A 21,715-nucleotide genomic window follows, 5' to 3' on the forward strand; every position below is an offset into this window, starting at 1 on the left:
CTTTACATAAGGTAAGGCAACAGGTTTGCCGTCTACCTATAATAAAAGAAAGCCCCACCGTGATGGGCATGTCGTAAAAACAGGGGGCAAGGGATGTTGCTAAAGAAAGAATGTGGTCGTCAGCTGTCTGCGCTGAGTTTATGCCTGGCAGTGATGTTTGCTCCACTGTTAACCGCCCAGGCCGACGAGCCTGAAATTGTGCCGACGGACAGCTCCGCAGCGACAGGCGCGCAGCCGACGTCATTGTCTCAGCCGCTGGAACAGTCTCCGGCGACCGCCGTCATGGCCGGCATTAAGCCGTTGCCGGAAGGCATCGATATCGAATCGCTTAGCCAGCAGCTCCTCTCAGGGTTGCCGTCAGGCTACACGCCCGCCTATATCAATCAGCTCACGCTGCTTTATGCAGCCCGGGACATGAAACCCATGTGGGAAGATCGTGATGCCGTGCGCGCGTTCCAGCAGCAGCTGGCAGAAGTGGCGATTGCGGGTTTTCAGCCGCAGTTTACGAAGTGGGTTGAGCTGTTAACCGATCCAGCCGTCACTGGCCAGGCGCGGGACGTGGTGCTTTCCGATGCCATGATGGGCTATCTGCAGTTTGTGGCGGGTATTGCGGTCAACGGCAACCGCTGGTTATATAGCGATAAGCCCTACAAGCTGGCGACGCCAGCGCTGTCGGTGATCAACCAGTGGCAGCTGGCGCTGGATAATAGCGATCTGCCGCGCTTTATTGCCAGTCTCGCCCCGGCGCACCCGCAGTATGCCACCCTGCATGAGTCGCTCCTCGCGCTGGTAGGCGACTCGCGTCCCTGGCCGCAAATGCGGGGTACCGCGACGCTACGTCCAGGCCAGTGGAGCAGCGATGTTCCTGCTCTGCGCGAAATCCTGAAACGCTCCGGTATTCTTGAGGGCGGGCCGAAGATTGCCCTGCCGGGCGACGATCCGCAAAGCGCGGTTGTGAGCCCGTCAGCGCCGGTGAAAGAGAAGAAGGCCGCTCTCCTGAGCGATAAACCTGCGGCATACGATCGCGAACTGGTTGCTGCGGTTAAGCAATTCCAGGCTGCGCAGGGGCTGGGTGCCGACGGGGTAATAGGTCCGTCAACGCGCGACTGGCTTAACGTCTCTCCTGCGCAGCGGGCAGGGGTGCTGGCACTAAATATTCAGCGTTTGCGCCTGCTGCCGGGCACCTTGTCCACAGGCATTATGGTGAATATTCCGGCCTATTCCCTGGTCTATTATCAGGATGGCAGCGAAAAACTGGCCTCGCGCGTTATTGTCGGGCGTCCGGATCGTAAAACACCGATGATGAGCAGCGCGTTAAATAACGTGGTGGTTAACCCACCGTGGAACGTGCCGCCGACGCTGGCACGTAAAGACATTCTGCCAAAGGTCTGGAACGATCCGGGTTATCTGGAACGTCATGGCTATACGGTGATGCGCGGCTGGAACAGTAAAGAGGCGATTGATCCTTACATGGTCGACTGGTCGACGATTACGGCTTCCAACCTGCCGTTCCGCTTCCAGCAGGCTCCCGGGGCGCATAACTCCCTGGGGCGTTACAAATTCAATATGCCGAGTTCAGATGCTATCTATCTGCACGATACGCCGAACCACAACTTGTTCCAGAAAGATACCCGCGCCCTCAGTTCAGGCTGCGTGCGCGTAAACAAAGCCTCGGAGCTGGCCAATATGCTGTTGCAGGATGCGGGCTGGAACGATACGCGTATTTCTGATGCCCTGAAACAGGGGGATACGCGCTACGTGAATATTCGACACAACATTCCGGTCAATCTTTACTATCTGACGGCATTTGTGGGTGAAGACGGGCGCACTCAGTATCGTACAGATATTTACAATTATGATCTCACTGCGCGATCCGGCGCACAAATTTTGCCAAAAGCGGAACAATTAATCAGGTAAATGAAGTAGTTCGGGAAAAATGATTGTCGTAAGTTATGGTGAATAGGGGGCGATATCGCTGTAAGCCGCGTATTCACTGGGGTTGGGCGCCTTGACGTACCCCGTTTTGCCAGTTAAGGTGCCCTTCGTGCGCTAAGCATACTTACGATTTCATTGACCTGTAGACCTGATTATCATGGACAAATTTGACGCTAATCGCCGCAAACTGCTGGCGTTAGGTGGTGTTGCGCTTGGCGCAGCGGCCATCTTGCCGACGCCAGCATTTGCCACCCTCTCGACACCTCGTCCGCGAGTTTTAACGCTCAACAATCTTCATACCGGTGAGTCGCTAAAAGCGGAGTTTTTCGATGGAAGAGGCTATATTCAGGATGAATTAGCAAGACTCAACCATTTTTTCCGTGATTTCCGCGCGAATAAAGTAAAAGCCATCGACCCAGGATTGTTTGATCAGTTGTTCCGCCTTCAGGGCCTGCTGGGCACCAGGAAGCCCGTGCAGCTCATTTCTGGTTATCGCTCACTGGATACCAATAATGAACTACGCGCCCATAGCCGTGGGGTAGCGAAAAAAAGCTATCACACGAAGGGACAGGCAATGGATTTCCATATTGAAGGCGTTTCGTTAGCCAATATTCGCAAAGCTGCGTTATCTATGCGCGCAGGTGGTGTAGGATATTACCCCAGCAGCAACTTTGTGCATATTGATACCGGTCCGGTCCGGCACTGGTAATAACGAAACACAGGAGCAGTATGAACTATCGTATTATTCCGGTTACCGCGTTCTCCCAGAACTGTTCATTGATCTGGTGCGAGCAAACCAAACTGGCCGCGCTTGTTGATCCCGGCGGCGACGCCGAGAAAATCAAGCAGGAAGTCGCCGACAGCGGTGTGACGCTGATGCAGATTTTACTGACGCATGGTCATCTCGATCATGTTGGCGCAGCGGCAGAGCTGGCACAGCATTTTGGTGTGCCGATCATCGGTCCGGAAAAAGAAGATGAGTTCTGGCTGCAGGGGTTACCTGCCCAAAGCCGCATGTTTGGCCTTGATGAGTGTCAGCCTCTGACGCCCGATTGCTGGCTGAACGAAGGAGAGCGCGTTAACGTAGGGAATGTGACTTTACAGGTGTTGCATTGTCCTGGGCATACGCCAGGCCATATCGTCTTCTTTGATGACCAGTCTCGTCTGCTGATTTCGGGCGACGTGATTTTCAAAGGCGGCGTAGGACGCAGCGATTTTCCGCGCGGCGATCACGGGCAGCTGATTCAGTCGATCAAACAGAAGTTATTGCCGCTGGGCGATGACGTGACGTTTATCCCTGGACACGGTCCGATGTCGACGCTGGGCTATGAACGGCTCCATAATCCGTTCCTTCAGGATGAAATGCCTGTCTGGTAAACCTGGTTAAATAAAAAAGCCTGCTGAACGCAGGCTTTTTTGTGGGCGTAAATTACAGTACGGCGACAATCGCTTCGCACAGAGGCGCCATGTTGTCAGGCGTCATCCCTGCCACGTTCACGCGACCGGAAGCCACGGCGTATACGCCAAACTCTTCACGCAGACGCAGAACCTGCTCTTTGGTCAGGCCGCTGAAAGAGAACATGCCGTTCTGTTTGATGATGAAGCTGAAGTCACGGTCTGCGCCTTTCTCGGCCAGAGTATTAACAAACAGCAGACGCATACGCTGGATACGCTGGCGCATATCGTTCAGCTCTTGTTCCCAGATCGCGCGCAGCGCATCGTTGCTGAGAATGGTTGCAACAACGGACGCACCGTGTGCCGGTGGGTTAGAGTAGTTCGCGCGGATAACCGATTTCATCTGGCTGAAGGCACGATCGACGGTTTCGTCGTTAGCCGCAACCAGCGTACAGGCACCTACGCGCTCATTGTACAGACCGAAGTTCTTGGAGTAGGAGCTGGCAACGATCAATTCCTGGTGTACGGCTGCAAAAGCGCGCAGGCCTTCTGCATCTTCTTCCAGTCCACGGGCGAAACCCTGATAGGCGAAGTCAAACAGCGGCAGCCAGCCTTTCTCTACGGAGAGTTTAGCCAGCTGTTCCCACTGCTCAAGCGTCGGGTCGATACCGGTTGGGTTATGGCAGCAGCCGTGGAACAGCACCACATCACCCGCCTGCGCTTCGTTCAGGCTTGCCAGCAGGCCATCAAAGTCGAGAGCATGGTTTGCCGCGTCGTAGTATGCATATTCGCGCACTTCCAGACCTGCAGAGTTAAAGACGCTCTTGTGGTTCGGCCAGCTTGGGTTGCTCACCCAGACACGCTTAACAGAGGTGTTTTTCGCAAGGAAATCCGCCGCCACACGCAGTGCGCCGGTACCGCCTGGTGTCTGTGCTGTACGCGCACGTTTGTCACTCACAATTGCGCTACCTTTACCGAACAGCAGCTCCTGCGTGCAGCGACCAAATTCAGGAATACCATCAATACCGAGGTAGTTTTTGGTGGTTTCATTTTCCAGCAGATACTGCTCAGCTTTCTTAACGCTGGTCAGTACCGGGGTTTTGCCGGTTTCATCTTTATATACACCAATACCCAGGTTGATTTTGCCAGGGCGGTCGTCGGCACGAAACAGATCGGCCAGGCCCAGAATTGGGTCGGCAGGAGCGGCGGTAATGTTCTCAAACATGACGAAGTTCCATTGTGATTACAGAAGTGAAATCCGCTATCAGGTTAACGGTAGATTTACAAAATGCCAACCGTTTGCGACGAAAAGCGTGCGGCTTTTCAAAAGTCGCCATTATTTTCTGTCAGGCATAAAAAAACAGGGCCGAAGCCCTGTTCATTAAGCATATAACAAAGTGGTGTTCTGATTAGAACTGGTAGGTTACACCCACAGCAGCCATATCGTCGTTGCCGTTCAGACCGCCAACCGCTTTCGCGTAGTCGGTGTCTTTGTCCAGCAGGTTGATGTAGTAGTCAGCCCACACGTTGAAGTTTTTGTTGAAGTAGTAAGTGGTACCCACCTGGATGAATTTAGCCAGGTCTGCATCGCCACCGCTGAAGCCGCCGACGGCAGCCAGGTCTTTACCTTTGGTCTGCACGTAGGAGATGGCTGGACGCAGGCCGAAGTCGAACTGGTACTGAGCAACCACTTCGAAGTTCTGCGTTTTGTTAGCAAAACCAGCATCACCGCTAGAACCGGTACGGGTGGTGTTACGGGTTTCTGCATAGGTGGTTGCCAGGTACAGGTTGTTAGCGTCATATTTCAGACCAACACCCCATGCTTCAGCTTTGTCACCCTGACCATCAGCTTTCTGGTTCAGAGTACGGTTAGCGTTGCTGTAAGATGCGATTGCACCGAAGCCTTCGCCGAAGTCGTAACCCAGGGAGTAACCTACGCCGTCACCGTTAGAGGTTTTAACGTCAGCACGGTCGTTTTTACCCTGGTACTGTACGCCCAGGCTCAGACCGTCAACCAGACCGAAGAAATCGCTGTTACGGTAGGTCAGCAGGCCGGTGCTACGGCTGGTCATAAAGTTATCAACGTAGTTACCGCCCCAGGTCATACCTGAGAAGGACGGCGCCATATCGGTGTATGACTCTACGTCATAAACGATACCGTAGTTACGGCCGTAGTCGATGCTGCCAGCGTCGCCCGCTTTCAGACCGGCAAAGGCCAGACGGTTTTTGTTTTTCTGTGCAGTGTTTTCCGCATCATTGGCCATGAAGCGGTATTCCCACTGGCCGTAACCGGTCAGCTGGTCGTTGATCTGAGTTTCGCCTTTGAAACCGATCTGCGCGTAGGTTGCGTCGTTGTTGTTGGTGTTATCACCAGAGGTCACGAAATCGTGCTCGGCGTTAACTTTCCCGTAGAAGTCCAGTTTGTTGCCGTTCTTGTTATAGATTTCTGCAGCGTTAGCTGCACCGGCTACCAGCAGGGCAGGGATTACCACTGCCAGAATATTGCGCTTCATCATTATTTATTACCCTCATTGGTTTTTTTATGACACTCGCCACTGCCGTCAATAAATTCTGTCAATAAATATTTCCGGAACTATTGATGAGAGTTAGGTGTCTTTATGTATCTGACAGGCATCTTTCCATTCACTGAAGCGTTTCGCTAGCCTGAAAGTGCTACAATTCTCAAGATTGAGTTACAAAAAGAAAATATGTGTAACTAAATGTGTATTTTTCGGAACTTTGTGAACCATCTCAAATTTCAGAACGCCCTGGCGAATTAAACAGCAGATTGTTTCCTATATATATGAATTCCTTATGATTAATTTGGATAAAGGCAATTCCTATAAACAGATGTTAAACGACTCGTTTTTTCTTATGACCGAAAAAAGACTTCTGGATGGCTGAAAAAGTGGTTGAAAATTGTGCTATTGCTTGAGGGTGTAATAATCGCAATAAGAATAGGGTTTATTTTTTGTGGCTAGATGTTTCTCGGAAACAAAACGTAACAGGTAGTGGTTGTGACGGGGTGGTGCTTTAAAAACACTGACTTTGCGCTGACGAAAACTGACAGTGCAGAATAAAATAATGGCCAGCAAATGCTGGCCATGGTCTGTTTTTTGCTCTTAGAAGCTGGCGTTACGTGGCGTACGCGGGAACGGAATCACATCACGCACGTTCTGAACACCGGTAACGTAGGCGATCAGACGCTCGAAGCCCAGGCCGAAACCTGAATGCGGAACGGTGCCGTAACGACGAAGATCGCGATACCAGCTATAGTCCGCAGGATTGAGACCCATCTCTTCCATGCGCGCGTCCAGCACATCCAGACGTTCTTCACGCTGAGAACCACCGATGATTTCACCGATGCCAGGCGCCAGGACGTCCATCGCTGCGACGGTTTTACCGTCTTCGTTAAGGCGCATATAGAAGGCCTTGATGTCTTTCGGGTAGTTTTTAACGACAACCGGCGCTTTGAAATGTTTCTCGGCCAGATAGCGTTCGTGCTCAGACGCCAGGTCAACGCCCCAGTAAACCGGGTTCTCGAACTTCTCACCGCATTTCTCGAGGATCGCAACCGCGTCGGTATAGTCCACCTGCGCAAAGTCGGCAGAGACAAAACGTTCCAGACGGGCGACCGCATCGCTGTCTACGCGCTCAGCGAAGAACTTCATATCGTCCGGACGCTCTTCCAGCACCGCTTTGAAGACGTACTTCAGCATCGCTTCTGCCAGACCGGCGACATCGTCGAGGTTAGCAAACGCCACTTCCGGCTCCAGCATCCAGAATTCCGCCAGGTGGCGGCTGGTGTTGGAGTTTTCTGCACGGAAGGTTGGGCCGAAGGTATAAATCTTAGACAGTGCACAGGCGTAGGTTTCGCCGTTGAGCTGACCGGATACCGTCAGGAATGCCTCTTTACCAAAGAAGTCTTTGTCATAGTCCACTTTACCTTCTGGCGTGCGCGGCAGGTTTTCCATGTCCAGCGTCGAGACGCGGAACATTTCACCCGCACCTTCCGTATCGGAGGCGGTGATCAGTGGGGTAGACACCCAGAAGTAACCCTGCTCATCGAAGAAGCGATGCAGCGCCTGAGCCAGCGTATGGCGCACGCGTGCCACCGCGCCGATCAGGTTGGTACGTGGACGCAGGTGCGCCACTTCACGCAGGTACTCAATGCTGTGACGTTTTGCCGCCATCGGGTAGGTGTCCGGATCTTCAACCCAGCCGGTCACTTCAATCGCAGAGGCCTGAATTTCGAAACTCTGGCCCTGACCCGGAGACGCCACAACCACGCCGGTCACAATGACGGAACAGCCGGTTGTCAGGTGCAGAACGTCATCATTGTAATTGGGCAGAGAATTATTAATGACGGCCTGTACAGGATCAAAGCAGGAACCGTCATAGACGGCGAGGAAGGAGATGCCAGCTTTAGAATCTCGGCGGGTACGCACCCATCCGCGCACGGTGACTTCCTGGTCAACGGCGACACGGCCCTGGAGTACGTCGGCTACAGGCACAACGCTCATAATATTCTCTCTGTTAATAGTCGGAAAAAATAAACACTTGTCCACCCTTATGGGGGGATATCTATGTTACCTGCCATCCGCTATCAGACAAGTAAATTTCGCAGTCAAAAGAGAAGAATTGAGAAATAAATAAGGGAAGGGAGCCCTTCAGGCTCCCGTAAGCGCTTAACTGGCTTTTTTGATCTGCGGGAGATCGAAGGCTTTGCGCAATGCGCGGACAAACGCTTTGTCATGGCAGATGGTTTTACCCGGGCTGTCGGAGAGTTTCGCCACCGGCTTGCCGTTACATTCCACCAGCTTTATCACAATATTCAGAGGTTTTACCTGAGGAATGTCGCAGGTCAAACGGGTACCAATCCCGAAACTCAGGTTCACTCGGGTGTTGAAATGGCGATAAAGTTCAACCGCTTTTGCCAGGTCAAGATTATCGGAGAAAACCAGCACCTTGCTCATCGGGTCAATGCCGAGTTTTTGGTAATGGGCTATCGCCTTCTCGCCCCATTCAACCGGGTCCCCGGAATCGTGGCGTAACCCCTGATAACGCTCAGCAAATTCGGGACCGAAGTCACGCAGGAAGGCATCCATCGTAATGCAGTCGGTGAGGGCGATCCCGAGTTGATTCGGGTACTCCTCAAGCCATGCGGCGAGGGCCGCGCGCTGGCTGTTAGCCAGATCCGGGCTGATTTGCTGATGTGCCTGGAACCACTCGTGCGCCTGGGTGCCCATCGGCGTCAGGTTGAGTCGACGCGCCAGGTCGTAGTTACTGGTGCCCACGAACCACGGCTCCTGCTGCAGACGTTTAACGATGGCCTGCTGAACCTCGCGAGAGAAACGGCGACGGGTGCCGAAATCCATCAGGCGGAAGCGGGACATATCCAGCCCTTCGGTCAGCGTGGTGAAGGCTGCAAGTTTATTTTCCAGCGAGGCGACCGCCTGGGCGACGCCCATTTCCGGCGAACGGTAGCGGTGAGCCAACTCGCTGATCACTGCCAGCAGCGGCACTTCCCACATGATCACTTCCCGCCACGGACCTTCAAGGCGAATATCCAGCTTGCCGTTCTCGTTGGTCACGGTGACCTGCTCCGGCTTATAGCGGAAATCACGCAGCCAGTTCAGGTAATCGGTTTTAAAGAAAGGCAGGCCAGAAAGCCACTGGTATTCATCGTCCTGCAGCGTCAGATGCTGCATCGCATCGACCTGTTCACGAATGGAGTCTGCGTAGATACCGAGCAAATCGTCACCACGGCAGCGGAATTCCGCCGCGACGTGAACGTCATAGTAATGGTGGAAAACGGCTTGCTGCATATGCAGTTTATACGCGTCGGTATCCAGCAACGTATGCAGAACCGGAGAAGCGAATTGAGTCATAGGTGCGCTGTAGCATCCTCTCACGGGAGCGTTTAGTACAATAAACAACTCCGGAGTATACCTTGTTTAGTGATTTATTGAACCCCGATCACAACATAAGCACACTTTATGGTCGAGGGCATTTTGTGCCCCGTGTTATACAAATGTAGCGAAAAAGGTGTTTCTGCCTGAAAAGATGAACATTCTGCATAGCGCGTTTTGCGCAACAGGAATATATTGAAACGTTACTCGACAAACGATGCATAAGGTTTTCTATGACACAACAGCCACAAGCCAAATACCGCCACGACTACCGTGCGCCGGAATACCTGATTAGCGATATCGACCTGACGTTTGACCTGGATGCCACAAAAACCGTCGTGACGGCGGTGAGTCAGGTGACGCGCCACAGTGCGACTGCCGTGCCGCTGCGTCTCGATGGCGAAGACCTGACGCTGGTCTCCCTGCATATTAATGATGAACCCTGGTCAGACTATAAAGAAGAAGGCAACCAGCTGGTCATCAACAACCTGCCGGAACGCTTTACGCTGCGCATCGTGAATGAAATCAGCCCTTCAGCCAACACGGCGCTGGAAGGGCTTTACCAGTCAGGCGTGGCTCTGTGTACCCAGTGTGAAGCCGAAGGTTTCCGCCATATCACCTGGTATCTGGACCGCCCGGACGTCCTGGCGCGCTTCACGACGAAAATCATCGCCGATAAAACGCTTTATCCGTTCCTGCTCTCCAACGGTAACCGCGTCGGTGAGGGCGAACTGGAAAATGGTCGTCACTGGGTGCAGTGGCAGGATCCGTTCCCGAAACCGTGCTACCTCTTTGCGCTGGTGGCGGGTGATTTTGATGTGCTGCGCGATACGTTCAAAACTCGCTCCGGGCGTGAAGTGGCGCTGGAGCTGTTTGTTGACCGTGGCAACCTTGACCGCGCACCGTGGGCGATGACCTCGCTCATCAACTCCATGAAGTGGGACGAAGAACGTTTCGGCCTCGAATACGACCTCGACATCTATATGATCGTCGCCGTCGATTTCTTCAACATGGGCGCGATGGAGAATAAAGGTCTCAACATCTTTAACTCCAAATACGTACTGGCACGTACCGACACCGCTACCGATAAAGACTACCTTGATATCGAACGCGTCATCGGCCACGAGTATTTCCATAACTGGACCGGTAACCGCGTCACCTGCCGTGACTGGTTCCAACTGAGCCTGAAAGAGGGACTGACCGTCTTCCGCGATCAGGAGTTCAGCTCCGATCTGGGCTCTCGTGCGGTAAACCGTATCAACAACGTCCGCACTATGCGCGGCCTGCAGTTTGCGGAAGATGCCAGCCCAATGGCGCACCCAATCCGTCCGGATAAAGTCATTGAGATGAACAACTTCTACACCCTGACGGTGTATGAGAAGGGCGCTGAAATTATCCGTATGATCCACACCCTGCTGGGCGAAGAGAACTTCCAGAAAGGGATGCAACTCTATTTTGAGCGTCATGACGGCAGCGCGGCGACCTGTGACGATTTTGTGCAGGCGATGGAAGATGCCTCTAACGTGGATCTCTCGCACTTCCGCCGCTGGTACAGCCAGGCCGGGACGCCGATTGTCACCGTTAAAGACGACTACAACCCGGAAACCGAGCAATACACCCTGACCATCAGCCAGCGCACGCCGCCAACCGCCGAGCAGGAAGAAAAACATCCGCTGCACATTCCGTTCAGCATTGAGCTGTATGACAACGAAGGCAAAGTGATCCCGCTGCAGAAGGGCGGTCATCCGGTACACCACGTACTGAACGTAACCCAGGCAGAGCAGACCTTTATCTTCGATAACGTCTATTTCCAGCCGGTGCCTGCGCTGCTGTGCGAATTCTCCGCCCCGGTGAAGCTGGAGTACAAGTGGAGCGATCAGCAGCTGACGTTCCTGATGCGTCACGCCCGCAACGATTTCTCCCGCTGGGATGCCGCGCAGAGTCTGCTAGCGACCTACATCAAGCTGAACGTGAACCGTTATCAGCAGGGCCAGCCGCTGACGCTACCGGTGCATGTAGCAGACGCGTTCCGTGCGATCCTGCTGGATGAATCTATTGATCCGGCGCTGGCGGCTGAAATTCTGACCCTGCCGTCGGCAACTGAAATTGCCGAGCTGTTTGACATCATTGACCCGATTGCCATCGTGGCCGTGCGTGAAGCGCTGACCCGCACGCTGGCTGCTGAACTGGCGGACGAATTCCTCGCCATCCATAACGCCAATAAGCTTGATGCTTATCGCGTTGAGCACGCGGACATTGGTAAACGTTCTCTGCGTAACACCTGCCTGCGTTATCTGGCGTTTGGTGAAACCGAGCTGGCGAACACGCTGGTGAGCACGCAGTATCATAAAGCGGACAATATGACCGACGCGCTGGCCGCGCTGGCGGCGAGCGTTGCCGCTGAACTGCCGTGCCGCGATGCGCTGATGCAGGAGTACGACGACAAGTGGCACCAGGATGGTCTGGTGATGGACAAATGGTTCATTCTGCAGGCGACCAGCCCGGCGGCCGATGCGCTCAGCAAAGTCCGCAGCCTGCTGAAGCACCGTTCGTTCACCATGAGTAACCCGAACCGCGTGCGTTCCCTGATTGGTGCGTTTGCCAGCAGCAACCCGGCCGCGTTCCACGCGGAGGACGGCAGCGGTTATCAGTTCATGGTGGAAATGCTGACCGAACTGAACAGCCGTAACCCGCAGGTGGCGTCGCGTCTGATTGAGCCGCTGATCCGTCTGAAACGCTACGATGCGAAGCGTCAGGCGAAAATGCGTGCCGCGCTTGAACAGCTGAAAGGGCTGGAAAACCTGTCCGGCGATTTGTACGAGAAGATCGCGAAAGCCTTAGCGTGATGTAAAAAAGCCCGGTGGGCAGGTAAAAGCAAAACGGCAACCCAGGTTGCCGTTTTTTGTGTTTTCTCCCTCTCCCTGTGGGAGAGGGCCGGGGTGAGGGCATCAGGCATTAGCCTTAACTCGCTGTAACTCCGTTCCCCCGCGCTTCATCACCCGATCCAGCACTTCTGCCTCCAGCTCCGCCAGTCTTGCCGAACCGACACGGCGTGGACGTGGAAGATCCACCGTCAGATCCAGACCAATTTTTCCGTCTTCTATTAACAGCACCCGGTCGGCCATCGCCACGGCTTCGCTGACGTCATGCGTGACCAGCAGAACCGTGAATCCATGCGCCTGCCACAGGGATTCAATCAGATCCTGCATTTCGATCCGCGTTAAGGCGTCGAGCGCGCCGAGCGGCTCATCAAGCAACAGCAGGCCAGGACGATGAATCAACGCCCGGGCCAGCGCCACGCGCTGCTTCTGCCCACCCGACAGCGCAGCAGGCCATTCACCGGCGCGGTTTTCCAGTCCGACGGCGGCCAGCGCCTGACGGGCTTCATCCCGCCAGTGTCCTTTGAGCCCCAGCCCGACGTTATCAATCACCGTCTTCCAGGGCAGCAGTCGCGCATCCTGAAACATCATGCGGGTATCGTCCTGAATAGTGGCCAGCGGCGTTGTCCCTGCCAGAATGTCGCCGCCGTTGGGGGATTCCAGTCCGGCCAGAAGGCGCAGCAGCGTACTCTTGCCGCCGCCGCTGCGCCCGACAATGGCCACAAACTGCCCGGCGGGAATATGCAGATCCAGCGCGTTAAGAATGGTGTTTTCGCCGTAGCGTTTGGTCACGCCGTTTAGCAGTAACGGTGTCCCCTGATTCAGTCGTGCCGTATTCATGCTTTCGCCTCCTGAAGGGTATACGCCGGGTTCCAGCGTAGCCAGCTGCGTTCCAGCCACTGGGCGCTGAAGTCGGCCAGTTTGCCGAGCAGGGCATAAAGGATAATGGCAACCACCACGACGTCCGTTTGCAGGAACTCGCGGGCATTCATCGCCAGGTAGCCGATACCAGAGTTAGCCGAAATGGTTTCCGCGACAATCAGCGTCAGCCACATCAGGCCGAGGGCAAAACGCACTCCGACCATGATGGAGGGCAGGGCGCCCGGCAGGATCACGTGTAGAAAGAGCGAAAAACCCGACAAGCCATAGCTTCGCGCCATCTCCACCAGGCCGCGATCGATATTGCGGATGCCGTGCCAGGTATTAATGTAAATCGGGAACAGCGTGCCCAGCGCCACGAGGAAGATCTTCGCGCTCTCATCAATCCCAAACCACAGAATGACCAGCGGGATCAGCGCCAGATGCGGCACGTTACGCAACATCTGAATGGAGGTATCCAGCAGCCGCTCACCCCAGCGGGAAAGACCGCTGATCAACCCCAGCACCAGGCCAATGCTGCCGCCAATAGAAAACCCAATCACCGCGCGCCAGGAACTGATCGCCAGATGCTGCCACAGCTCACCGCTGACGCTCAGCGACCAGAACGCTTCTACAACGCCCTCAGGAGAGGGCAGAATACGGCTCGACAGCCAGCCGGTGGATGATGCGAGCTGCCAGAGAGCCACAATGCCGACGGGTAAAAACCACGGCGCGGCGCGCAGCAGACATTTTTGTGAGGTGGCAGACATGGTCACTCCTTAACTTTGCGCGGCTTTTCGAGGGATAAATTCGTTTGCCACCGCTTCTCCCTGCAGTTGAAGCTGCTGTGGCTGCGGTATTTCCGGGATGGCCACATCCAGATGCGGGAATAACAGCTCGCCCACTTTGTAGGCCTCCTCCAGGTGCGGATAACCGGAGAGAATAAAGCTGTCGATACCGAGGTCGGCGTATTCATTAATCCGCGCTGCCACGGTCGGGCCGTCCCCGACCAGCGCCGTGCCCGCACCGCCGCGAACCAGGCCAACGCCTGCCCACAGGTTCGGGCTGATCTCCAGCTTCTCGCGCTTGCCGTTGTGCAGGGATGCCATTCGGTGCTGTCCGACGGAGTCGGTTTTGGCAAACGCGGCCTGCGCCTTTGCGATGGTCTCATCGTCCAGATGGGATATCAGACGGTCTGCCGCCCGCCAGGCCTCTTCAGTGGTTTCGCGAACAATCACGTGCAGACGAATACCGAAGCGCACCTTGCGGCCATGGGCGTCCGCTTTTGCGCGCACCTGGGCAATTTTCTCTTTTACCAGCTCAGGCGGTTCGCCCCAGGTCAGATACAGATCGACCTGCTCGGCAGCCAGATCCTGGGCTACATCCGACGACCCGCCGAAATAGAGCGGCGGGCGTGGGCGTTGTACCGGCGGGAAGTAGAGTTTCGCGTCACGAACGTGGATATGCTTGCCTTCGAAGGTGACGGTTTCACCTTCAAGCAGGCGTCGCCAGACGCGGGTGAACTCGGCAGAAGCCTCATAGCGCTCGGTGTGGTCGAGGAACACGCCATCGCCTGCCAGTTCCTGCGGATCGCTGCCCGTCACCAGGTTAAACAGGGCGCGACCGTTGGAGAGTCTGTCCAGCGTTGCCGCCTGACGCGCTGCCACGGTGGGGGAGACCACGCCTGGACGTAACGCAACCAGGAACTTCAGACGCTGGGTGACCGGGATCATCGACGCGGCGACCAGCCAGGCATCTTCACATGAACGCCCGGTCGGGATCAGCACGCCGGTGAAACCGATGCGGTCCGCCGCCTGTGCAATCTGCTGCAGGTAGCCATGGTCAACCGGGCGGGAACCCTCTTCAGTGCCAAGATAGTGGCCATCTCCGTGGGTGGGTAAAAACCAGAAAAGATTCAGACTCATGATTTAGCTCCTTCTTTGCCTGCGGGTTGCCAGATGCGTTCGCGAATATCGACCTGTTTTGGCACCAGGCGGTTTTGATAGAAGAGGTCAGCGGTTTGTTGCTGTAGCGCGGCGACGTGCGCATCCACGGGTGAAATGGTGGTCGGCGGACGGTGGCTGAGGTAGCTCGCAATCACCGGTTCAGGTAAGCCCATGGTTTTCGCCAGCAGCGCAATACTTTCCTGACGCTGGCTTTGGGTCAGCGTGTCGGCCTGCGTAAAGGTATCCAGTACGCTCTGAATAAATGCGCCATTCTTTTCCGCGTAAGGACGCGCGGCAAGGTAGAACGAGCCGGTCTGCTTCAGCGTCGTGCCATCCTTCAGCACACGCACGCCTCCTTGCAGTAATGCTGCGGAGTAGTACGGATCCCAGATAGCCCAGGCATCAACATTCTTCTGCTGGAACGCGGCACGTGCATCGGCTGGGGTCAGGTAAACGGGCTGAATGTCCGTGAATTTCAGCCCGGCCTCCTGTAAAGCGCGCAGCAGCAGGTTGTGTGAACTGGAACCTTTCTGAAAAGCGACCTTATGACCTTTTAGATCGGCAACGCTTTTAATCTCGCTATTTTCAGGCACCAGAATCACTTCGGCCTTCGGTTTAGGCGGTTCAAAGCCGACATAAACGAGGTCCGCCCCAGCAGCCTGGGCGAATATCGGCGGAATATCGCCTGTGCTGCCAAGATCGATACTGCCTACGTTTAAGGCTTCCAGCATCTGAGGGCCGGCAGGAAACTCGATCCAGGCAAATTTGGTGTCCGGGAAGCGTTTTTCCAGAAGCTGGTGACTTTTTGCCAGCACCATACTGACGCTGCCTTTCTGATAGCCAATGCGTAAACTGTCCGGCGCTGTTTCTGCGGCCTGAGCCAGCCCGGTCAAGGCCATCAGGCCAGCCAGCCCGAGGCGGGTTAAGGTTTTAAACATGTGCGACTCCTTGAGGCTGGCCAAACGCAGGTGCCTGGATATCCCGGCGATGCAGCGCGTGCCAGAAGGTTTCCAGCGCAGCATCGAGGCGCGTTTGCAGATTCGGCGTAAAGTGCGGCTTGTGTTGATAATCAATGACCTGCGAATCGTCCGCGAAAACCCCATGAAGAATCTCTTGTGCTTTCAGGGCATTCAGGACCGGTTTCAGGGCATAATCCACCGCCAGTAGATGGGCAACTGTTCCGCCCGTTGCCAGCGGCAGCACCACTTTGCCGTCCAGTGCGCGCTCCGGCAGTAGATCGAGCAGGGTTTTCAGTGCGCCAGAAAAAGAAGCTTTATAGATCGGTGTCGCCACGATTAAACCGTCTGCCACTTTCAGTTGCTCTGTGAGGGTTTTCAGCGCAGGGCTGTCGAAACGGGCGTACAGCAAATCTTCGGGTTCGAAGTTATGCAGATTCCAGTGGCACACTTCCACATCCAGCGCATTGAGCTTTTCACGGGCATATTCCAGCAGGGCGCTGGAACGCGAAGGGAATCGTGGACTTCCGGCCAGGGTAATGACGCGCATACTTCCTCCTTATAACCAATTGTTTGCTTTTATCTAACATTCATAACAATTTTCAGGAGTGTGACACCGCGCGGTTATTCCACTAAATGATTTATCTGCAATTAAAATGCGAAAAAGTGCATAAGAAAGAGACCGGGAGGTAAACGTTTGCGTTTTACGCTGTTTTTTTTGCCGCAGGTCAATTCCTTTTCGCAGCGGGATCGCCCATAATCCCCTCCCGGTTTGCACACCGGGAATCCAGGAGAGTTCATGTACTACCCCTTCGTTCGTAAAGCCCTTTTCCAGCTCGACCCTGAGCGCGCTCATGAATTGACATTCCAGCAATTACGTCGCATTACCGGAACGCCTCTGGCGGCTCTGGTGCGCCAGAATGTGCCGGAAAAACCTGTGCAGTGCATGGGTCTGACTTTTAAAAACCCGCTGGGTCTGGCGGCCGGTCTGGACAAAAACGGTGAGTGCATTGATGCCCTGGGCGCAATGGGCTTTGGCTCCATTGAAATCGGTACCGTTACCCCGCGTCCACAGCCGGGAAATGATAAGCCGCGTTTGTTCCGCCTGGTGGAAGCCGAAGGGCTGATCAACCGCATGGGCTTTAATAATCTCGGCGTTGATCACCTGGTCGAGAACGTGAAAAAAGCCCATTTCGATGGGGTGCTGGGCATTAATATCGGTAAAAATAAAGACACGCCGGTTGAGCAAGGTAAAGATGACTATCTGATTTGTATGGAAAAAGTCTACGCCTATGCCGGTTACATCGCGGTGAATATTTCATCCCCGAATACCCCGGGCCTGCGTTCTTTACAATATGGCGAAGCGCTGGACGATCTTCTCAGCGCCATTAAAAATAAACAAAATGAACTGCAGGCGATCCACCATAAATATGTTCCGGTCGCGGTGAAGATCGCGCCGGATCTTTCGCCTGAAGAATTGATCCAGGTTGCCGACAGTTTAGTTCGCCATAATATTGATGGTGTTATTGCGACCAATACGACGCTCGATCGCTCCCTCGTTCAGGGAATGAAAAACTGTGACGAAGCGGGTGGGTTAAGTGGCCGTCCGGTACAATTAAAAAGCACCGAAATTATTCGTGCTCTGTCTGCAGAATTAAAAGGGCGTTTGCCGATTATTGGTGTCGGCGGTATCGATTCGGTCATTGCTGCGCGCGAGAAGATGGCGGCAGGGGCATCGCTGGTGCAAATCTATTCCGGCTTTATTTTTAAAGGACCGCCGCTGATTAAAGAAATCGTTACGCATATCTAATCTTTTCTCTTAATCAGACAACCAGGGCTTTATTTCCAGCCCTGGTTGTTTTATATTCCGTCACTGTTGCTTATTTAGACATTCTGGTCTTTTATTAATGATGTTATAAACGAAGCGACAATCAGGACATTTTTAGTACAGGACGTTTGGGGACGGGAGAGAAACATGCGAATTAAACCTGACGATAACTGGCGCTGGTATTTTTGCGACGAGCACGATCGTATGATGCTCGATTTAGCCAATGGCATGTTGTTTCGTTCTCGTTTTGCCCGCCGAATGTTAACCCCGGACGCGTTTTCACCCTCGGGCTTTTGCGTTGACGATGCTGCACTTTATTTCTCCTTTGAAGAAAAATGCCGCGATCTGGTGCTCTCTAAAGAGCAACGTGCCGAGCTGGTATTAAATGCGCTGGTGGCGATTCGTTTCCTGAAACCGCAAATGCCGAAAAGCTGGCATTTCCTGCCGCACGACATGAACTGGACGCCAGCAACGGGTGATGCGGCCAGCGTCAATCTGAGCGATACCGCCGAAGAGGTGAGTTTGTTAGTGGTGGAGCCGGGCGAAAATGCTGCGCTTTGTCTGCTGGCGCAACCCGGCGTGACGATTGCCGGGCGCGTAATGCAGTTAGGGGATGCGATCAAAGTCATGAATGACAGGCTGAAGCCACAGGTGCGTGTCGATTCCTTCAGCCTCGAACAGGCGGTTTAAGCTTCCAGCTGTACGGATGTTTTCGGTACGCAGCTACAGCACAGAATTGTGCCGTCGTTTCCCACTGCCGATTTCTTCAGCGCTGTCACTTCTCCCTCTACCAGCTTGATGCGACAGCATCCGCAGATTCCCGCACGACAAGAATACGGTACGCGAATACCGGCCTGTTCCAGTTGCTCCAGCAGCACCTGCTGATTGTTGCCACGAATAATTTTGCCCTGCCAGTGAATATCCACGGCAGAGGCGACGTTCGTCTCAACTTCAACGCTTTCTTCTTCCTGACCGGCGCCGTACACTCTCGCAGGCCCGCGGGCGAGGATTTCGACCTCATCGCCCACGCGGATCACTCCGCTGGAGCGGGGGATCAGGTTCTGGCCGAAATCGACATCGCCGTTATCCTGGGCGGTGCGGAACGATTGCAGCGTTTTCAGCGGTTCGCCAGAGGGGTGCTTTTGCCCTTTTTCCGGACTCACGGTAGTAAAGATACAGCGGCTGCACGGCTTGACGACATCAAAGATGACGCTACCAATGCGGATCGTTTTCCAGGTGTCTTCTTCCCACGCATCGGCACCGGTTACCACCAGGTTCGGACGGAACTGCTCCATCTGCACGCTGGCTTTACAGCGGTTTTGTAAATCACGCAGCGACGCCTCGTTGGTCAGCAGGAACGGGAAGCCGTCGGCGAAGGAGAGCGGAACGGCATCGTGGCGCTTCACGCGGCGCGTCAGTTCAGGCCCCACCCAGCGCAGCTGCACGTCGCGGGAAAAGAAGCCGCTTAGCCAGCGGTTAATCTCTTCCGGGGCGATGCGCGCGGTAAAATGGTTACCCCAGACTTCCGTTGGCGCGTCGACGGGCGCAAAATCAGCAAAGCGAATCACCGTGCTGGAACCGTCCGGCGCGGTCAAATGCAATCCGTCATGAAGCGGGGAAGGGGTAAAGCGAACCATCTGCGGGAACTGGCGCGCGGTGATGAACGTACCGTCAGGCTCGGTGACCATAAAAATACGATCGAAGGCAAATCCGCTCGTGTCTGCCAGTGCGTGAGAAACGCCAATGCCGCGCATGGATTTCACCGGATGAATAAAAAGCCTGGATAACGTCGCCACTGCATACTCCCGCAAATGAAAATAAGCCTTCAACTTTATGACATACACGCCATATTAGCTATAATGCGCGACAATTTTCTAAGAGTAAAAGTGACGATATGAATTCTCTGTTTGCCAGTACGGCCCGTGGGCTGGAAGAGCTGTTAAAAACTGAACTGGAAGCCCTGGGTGCGCAAGAGTGCCAGGTAGTTCAGGGTGGTGTCCATTTTGAGGGCGACACGCGGCTTATTTACCAGAGCCTGATGTGGAGCCGTCTGGCGTCGCGCATCATGCTGCCGATGAAGGAGTGCAAGGTCTATAGCGACCTTGACCTCTATACCGGCGTACAGATGATCGACTGGACAGAGATCTTCACCCCAAATGCCACCTTTGCGGTGCATTTCAACGGCGTGAACGATGAGATCCGCAACAGTCAGTACGGTGCGCTGCGCGTGAAAGACGCCATTGTGGACTGCTTCACCCGTAAGAATAAGGAACGCCCTAATGTCGATCGCGAAAATCCGGACCTGCGTATCAACGTCTGGCTGAACGGCGACACGGCGAGCATTTCTCTCGATCTGAGCGGCGCGGGTCTGCATTTACGTGGCTATCGCGATCGCACCGGGATGGCGCCGATCAAAGAAACCCTTGCCGCAGCCATTGTGATGCGCTCCGGCTGGCAGCCAGGCACACCGCTGCTCGATCCGATGTGTGGTTCCGGTACGCTGCTGATTGAAGCCGCAATGCTGGCTACCGACCGTGCGCCAGGGCTGCACCGCGGTCACTGGGGCTTTAAAGGCTGGGCGCAGCATGATGAAGCCCTCTGGAAAGAGGTCAAAGATGACGCGCAGAGCCGTGCGCGTAAAGGCCTGGCAGAGTACACCTCGCATTTCTATGGTTCGGACAGCGACCCGCGCGTGATTGAACGTGCGCGAAGCAACGCCCGTCGAGCGGGTATCGGTGAGCTGGTCACCTTCGACGTGAAAGATGTCGCGAACCTGACCAACCCGCTGCCGAAAGGCCCGTACGGTACCGTCATCAGTAACCCGCCATACGGTGAGCGTCTGGACAGCGAACCGGCGCTGATCGCCCTGCACAGCCTGCTGGGCCGCAATATGAAAGACTATTTTGGCGGCTGGAATCTGTCTCTGTTCAGCGCGTCGCCGGAGCTGTTGAGCTGTCTGCAACTGCGCGCCGATCGCCAGTTTAAAGCGAAAAACGGTCCGCTGGACTGTGTGCAGAAAAACTACCATCTGGCAGAAAAAGCGGCGGACAGTAAGCCAACCGGCGTGGCGGAAGATTACGCCAACCGTCTGCGCAAGAATCTGAAGAAATTCGAGAAGTGGGCGAAGCAGGAAGGGATTGAATGTTACCGCCTGTACGATGCCGACCTGCCGGAGTACAACGTGGCGGTTGATCGCTACGCCGACTGGGTCGTCATTCAGGAATATGCTCCGCCAAAAACCATTGATGCACAAAAAGCGCGTCAGCGTATGCTGGACGTGATTGCGGCCACCATCGCCGTGCTGGGCATTGCGCCGAACAAGCTGGTGCTGAAAACCCGCGAGCGTCAGAAGGGCAAAAACCAGTACCAGAAGATGGGCGAGAAGGGTGACTACATTGAAGTGGGCGAATATAACGCCCGCCTGTGGGTTAACCTGACCGACTATCTCGATACCGGTCTGTTCCTTGACCACCGTATCGCCCGCCGTATGCTCGGCCAGATGAGCAAGGGGAAAGATTTCCTCAACCTGTTCTCTTATACCGGCAGCGCGAGTGTGCATGCCGGCCTCGGCGGCGCGCGCAGCACCACTACCGTGGATATGTCGCGTACCTACCTGGAGTGGGCCGAGCGTAACCTGCGTCTGAACGGTTTAACCGGGCGCCAGCATCGCCTGATGCAGGCCGACGTGCTGGGCTGGCTGCGTGATACCGATGAACAGTTCGACCTGATCTTTATCGATCCGCCGACCTTCTCCAACTCTAAGCGCATGGAGGATAGCTTTGACGTTCAACGCGACCACCTGCGCCTGATGACCGACCTGAAGCGTCTGTTGCGTAAAGGCGGCACCATTATGTTCTCGAACAACAAACGCGGCTTCCGTATGGATCACGACGGTTTAGCAGCCCTGGGACTGAAAGCACAAGAAATTAGCCAAAAAACGCTGTCTCAGGACTTCGCCCGTAACCGTCAAATCCATAACTGCTGGTTGATTACCGCGGTCTGAAAG

The 21,715-nt window shown here is 54.9% G+C and carries 17 protein-coding genes; 7 read left to right on the forward strand and 10 right to left on the reverse strand.

Annotated features, from left to right (window positions below; genetic code table 11):
• Positions 1-93: 93 nt before the first annotated feature.
• From ldtD to ACMGGM_RS20875, 3 genes are all read left to right on the forward strand, one after another.
• Positions 94-1,917, forward strand: coding sequence for a L,D-transpeptidase (ldtD, locus tag ACMGGM_RS20865; RefSeq protein ID WP_023332553.1), 1,824 nt, complete (start codon positions 94-96; stop codon positions 1,915-1,917).
• A 175-nt stretch (positions 1,918-2,092) separates the two neighbouring features.
• Positions 2,093-2,644 carry a YcbK family protein gene (locus ACMGGM_RS20870; RefSeq protein ID WP_014883230.1) on the forward strand — a complete coding sequence of 184 codons (552 nt, stop codon included), beginning with the start codon at positions 2,093-2,095 and terminating at the stop codon, positions 2,642-2,644.
• A gap of 20 nt (positions 2,645-2,664) precedes the next feature.
• Positions 2,665-3,312 (forward strand): MBL fold metallo-hydrolase, encoded by a 648-nt coding sequence (locus ACMGGM_RS20875; RefSeq protein WP_023332554.1) that lies wholly within the window; start codon positions 2,665-2,667, stop codon positions 3,310-3,312.
• Positions 3,313-3,364: 52 nt separating this feature from the next.
• On the opposite strand, the gene aspC is transcribed toward ACMGGM_RS20875, so the two are convergent.
• The 4 genes from aspC to pncB all read right to left on the reverse strand — a co-directional run bounded on the left by aspC (position 3,365) and on the right by pncB (position 9,221).
• Positions 3,365-4,555: an aspartate transaminase gene (aspC, locus tag ACMGGM_RS20880; protein ID WP_014883232.1), complete on the reverse strand. Its 1,191-nt coding sequence runs from the start codon at positions 4,553-4,555 to the stop codon at positions 3,365-3,367.
• Positions 4,556-4,739: 184 nt separating this feature from the next.
• Positions 4,740-5,846, reverse strand: coding sequence for a porin (locus ACMGGM_RS20885; RefSeq protein WP_014883233.1), 1,107 nt, complete (start codon positions 5,844-5,846; stop codon positions 4,740-4,742).
• A 606-nt stretch (positions 5,847-6,452) separates the two neighbouring features.
• Positions 6,453-7,853 carry an asparagine--tRNA ligase gene (gene asnS, locus ACMGGM_RS20890; RefSeq protein ID WP_014883234.1) on the reverse strand — a complete coding sequence of 467 codons (1,401 nt, stop codon included), beginning with the start codon at positions 7,851-7,853 and terminating at the stop codon, positions 6,453-6,455.
• Between the two features lie 165 nt (positions 7,854-8,018).
• Positions 8,019-9,221: a nicotinate phosphoribosyltransferase gene (gene pncB / locus ACMGGM_RS20895; protein ID WP_023332556.1), complete on the reverse strand. Its 1,203-nt coding sequence runs from the start codon at positions 9,219-9,221 to the stop codon at positions 8,019-8,021.
• A gap of 254 nt (positions 9,222-9,475) precedes the next feature.
• Here pncB and pepN point away from each other — a divergent pair, with 254 nt between their 5' ends.
• Positions 9,476-12,088, forward strand: coding sequence for an aminopeptidase N (gene pepN, locus ACMGGM_RS20900; protein ID WP_063943468.1), 2,613 nt, complete (start codon positions 9,476-9,478; stop codon positions 12,086-12,088).
• A gap of 102 nt (positions 12,089-12,190) precedes the next feature.
• Here pepN and ssuB read toward each other — a convergent pair whose 3' ends face one another.
• From ssuB to ssuE, 5 genes are read right to left on the reverse strand one after another with little or no spacing between them, the layout of a single operon-like run.
• A complete protein-coding gene (gene ssuB, locus ACMGGM_RS20905; RefSeq protein WP_045269352.1) occupies positions 12,191-12,961 on the reverse strand; it encodes an aliphatic sulfonates ABC transporter ATP-binding protein in 771 nt (256 codons plus the stop codon).
• Positions 12,958-13,749 carry an aliphatic sulfonate ABC transporter permease SsuC gene (gene ssuC / locus ACMGGM_RS20910; RefSeq protein WP_063943470.1) on the reverse strand — a complete coding sequence of 264 codons (792 nt, stop codon included), beginning with the start codon at positions 13,747-13,749 and terminating at the stop codon, positions 12,958-12,960. The genes ssuB and ssuC overlap by 4 nt, the downstream gene beginning before the upstream one ends.
• A 9-nt stretch (positions 13,750-13,758) precedes the next feature.
• On the reverse strand, positions 13,759-14,904 hold the full coding sequence (gene ssuD, locus ACMGGM_RS20915; RefSeq protein ID WP_023332605.1) for an FMNH2-dependent alkanesulfonate monooxygenase: 1,146 nt from the start codon (positions 14,902-14,904) through the stop codon (positions 13,759-13,761).
• Positions 14,901-15,863 carry a sulfonate ABC transporter substrate-binding protein gene (locus ACMGGM_RS20920; RefSeq protein ID WP_250365988.1) on the reverse strand — a complete coding sequence of 321 codons (963 nt, stop codon included), beginning with the start codon at positions 15,861-15,863 and terminating at the stop codon, positions 14,901-14,903. Before ACMGGM_RS20920 ends, ssuD begins: the two co-directional genes overlap by 4 nt.
• Entirely contained in the window at positions 15,856-16,431 is a 576-nt protein-coding gene (gene ssuE / locus ACMGGM_RS20925; protein ID WP_063943474.1) for an NADPH-dependent FMN reductase, read from the reverse strand. The genes ACMGGM_RS20920 and ssuE overlap by 8 nt, the downstream gene beginning before the upstream one ends.
• Before the next feature lie 249 nt (positions 16,432-16,680).
• Between ssuE and pyrD the strand changes: the two genes are divergently transcribed.
• Positions 16,681-17,691, forward strand: a complete 1,011-nt coding sequence (gene pyrD / locus ACMGGM_RS20930; RefSeq protein ID WP_014883242.1) for a quinone-dependent dihydroorotate dehydrogenase — start codon at positions 16,681-16,683, stop codon at positions 17,689-17,691.
• A gap of 165 nt (positions 17,692-17,856) precedes the next feature.
• Positions 17,857-18,399, forward strand: coding sequence for a cell division protein ZapC (zapC, locus tag ACMGGM_RS20935; protein ID WP_014883243.1), 543 nt, complete (start codon positions 17,857-17,859; stop codon positions 18,397-18,399).
• On the opposite strand, the gene ACMGGM_RS20940 is transcribed toward zapC, so the two are convergent.
• Complete coding sequence (locus ACMGGM_RS20940) at positions 18,396-19,505, reverse strand: YcbX family protein (protein ID WP_045269353.1); 1,110 nt, start codon at positions 19,503-19,505, stop codon at positions 18,396-18,398. The two genes, zapC and ACMGGM_RS20940, sit on opposite strands and share 4 nt — an antisense overlap.
• Before the next feature lie 98 nt (positions 19,506-19,603).
• Between ACMGGM_RS20940 and rlmKL the strand changes: the two genes are divergently transcribed.
• Complete coding sequence (gene rlmKL / locus ACMGGM_RS20945) at positions 19,604-21,712, forward strand: bifunctional 23S rRNA (guanine(2069)-N(7))-methyltransferase RlmK/23S rRNA (guanine(2445)-N(2))-methyltransferase RlmL (RefSeq protein WP_023332608.1); 2,109 nt, start codon at positions 19,604-19,606, stop codon at positions 21,710-21,712.
• The last annotated feature ends 3 nt before the right edge of the window (positions 21,713-21,715 follow it).

The organism is Enterobacter sp. BNK-14, from assembly GCF_047456095.1.
Taxonomy (GTDB): Bacteria; Pseudomonadota; Gammaproteobacteria; order Enterobacterales; family Enterobacteriaceae; genus Enterobacter; species Enterobacter kobei.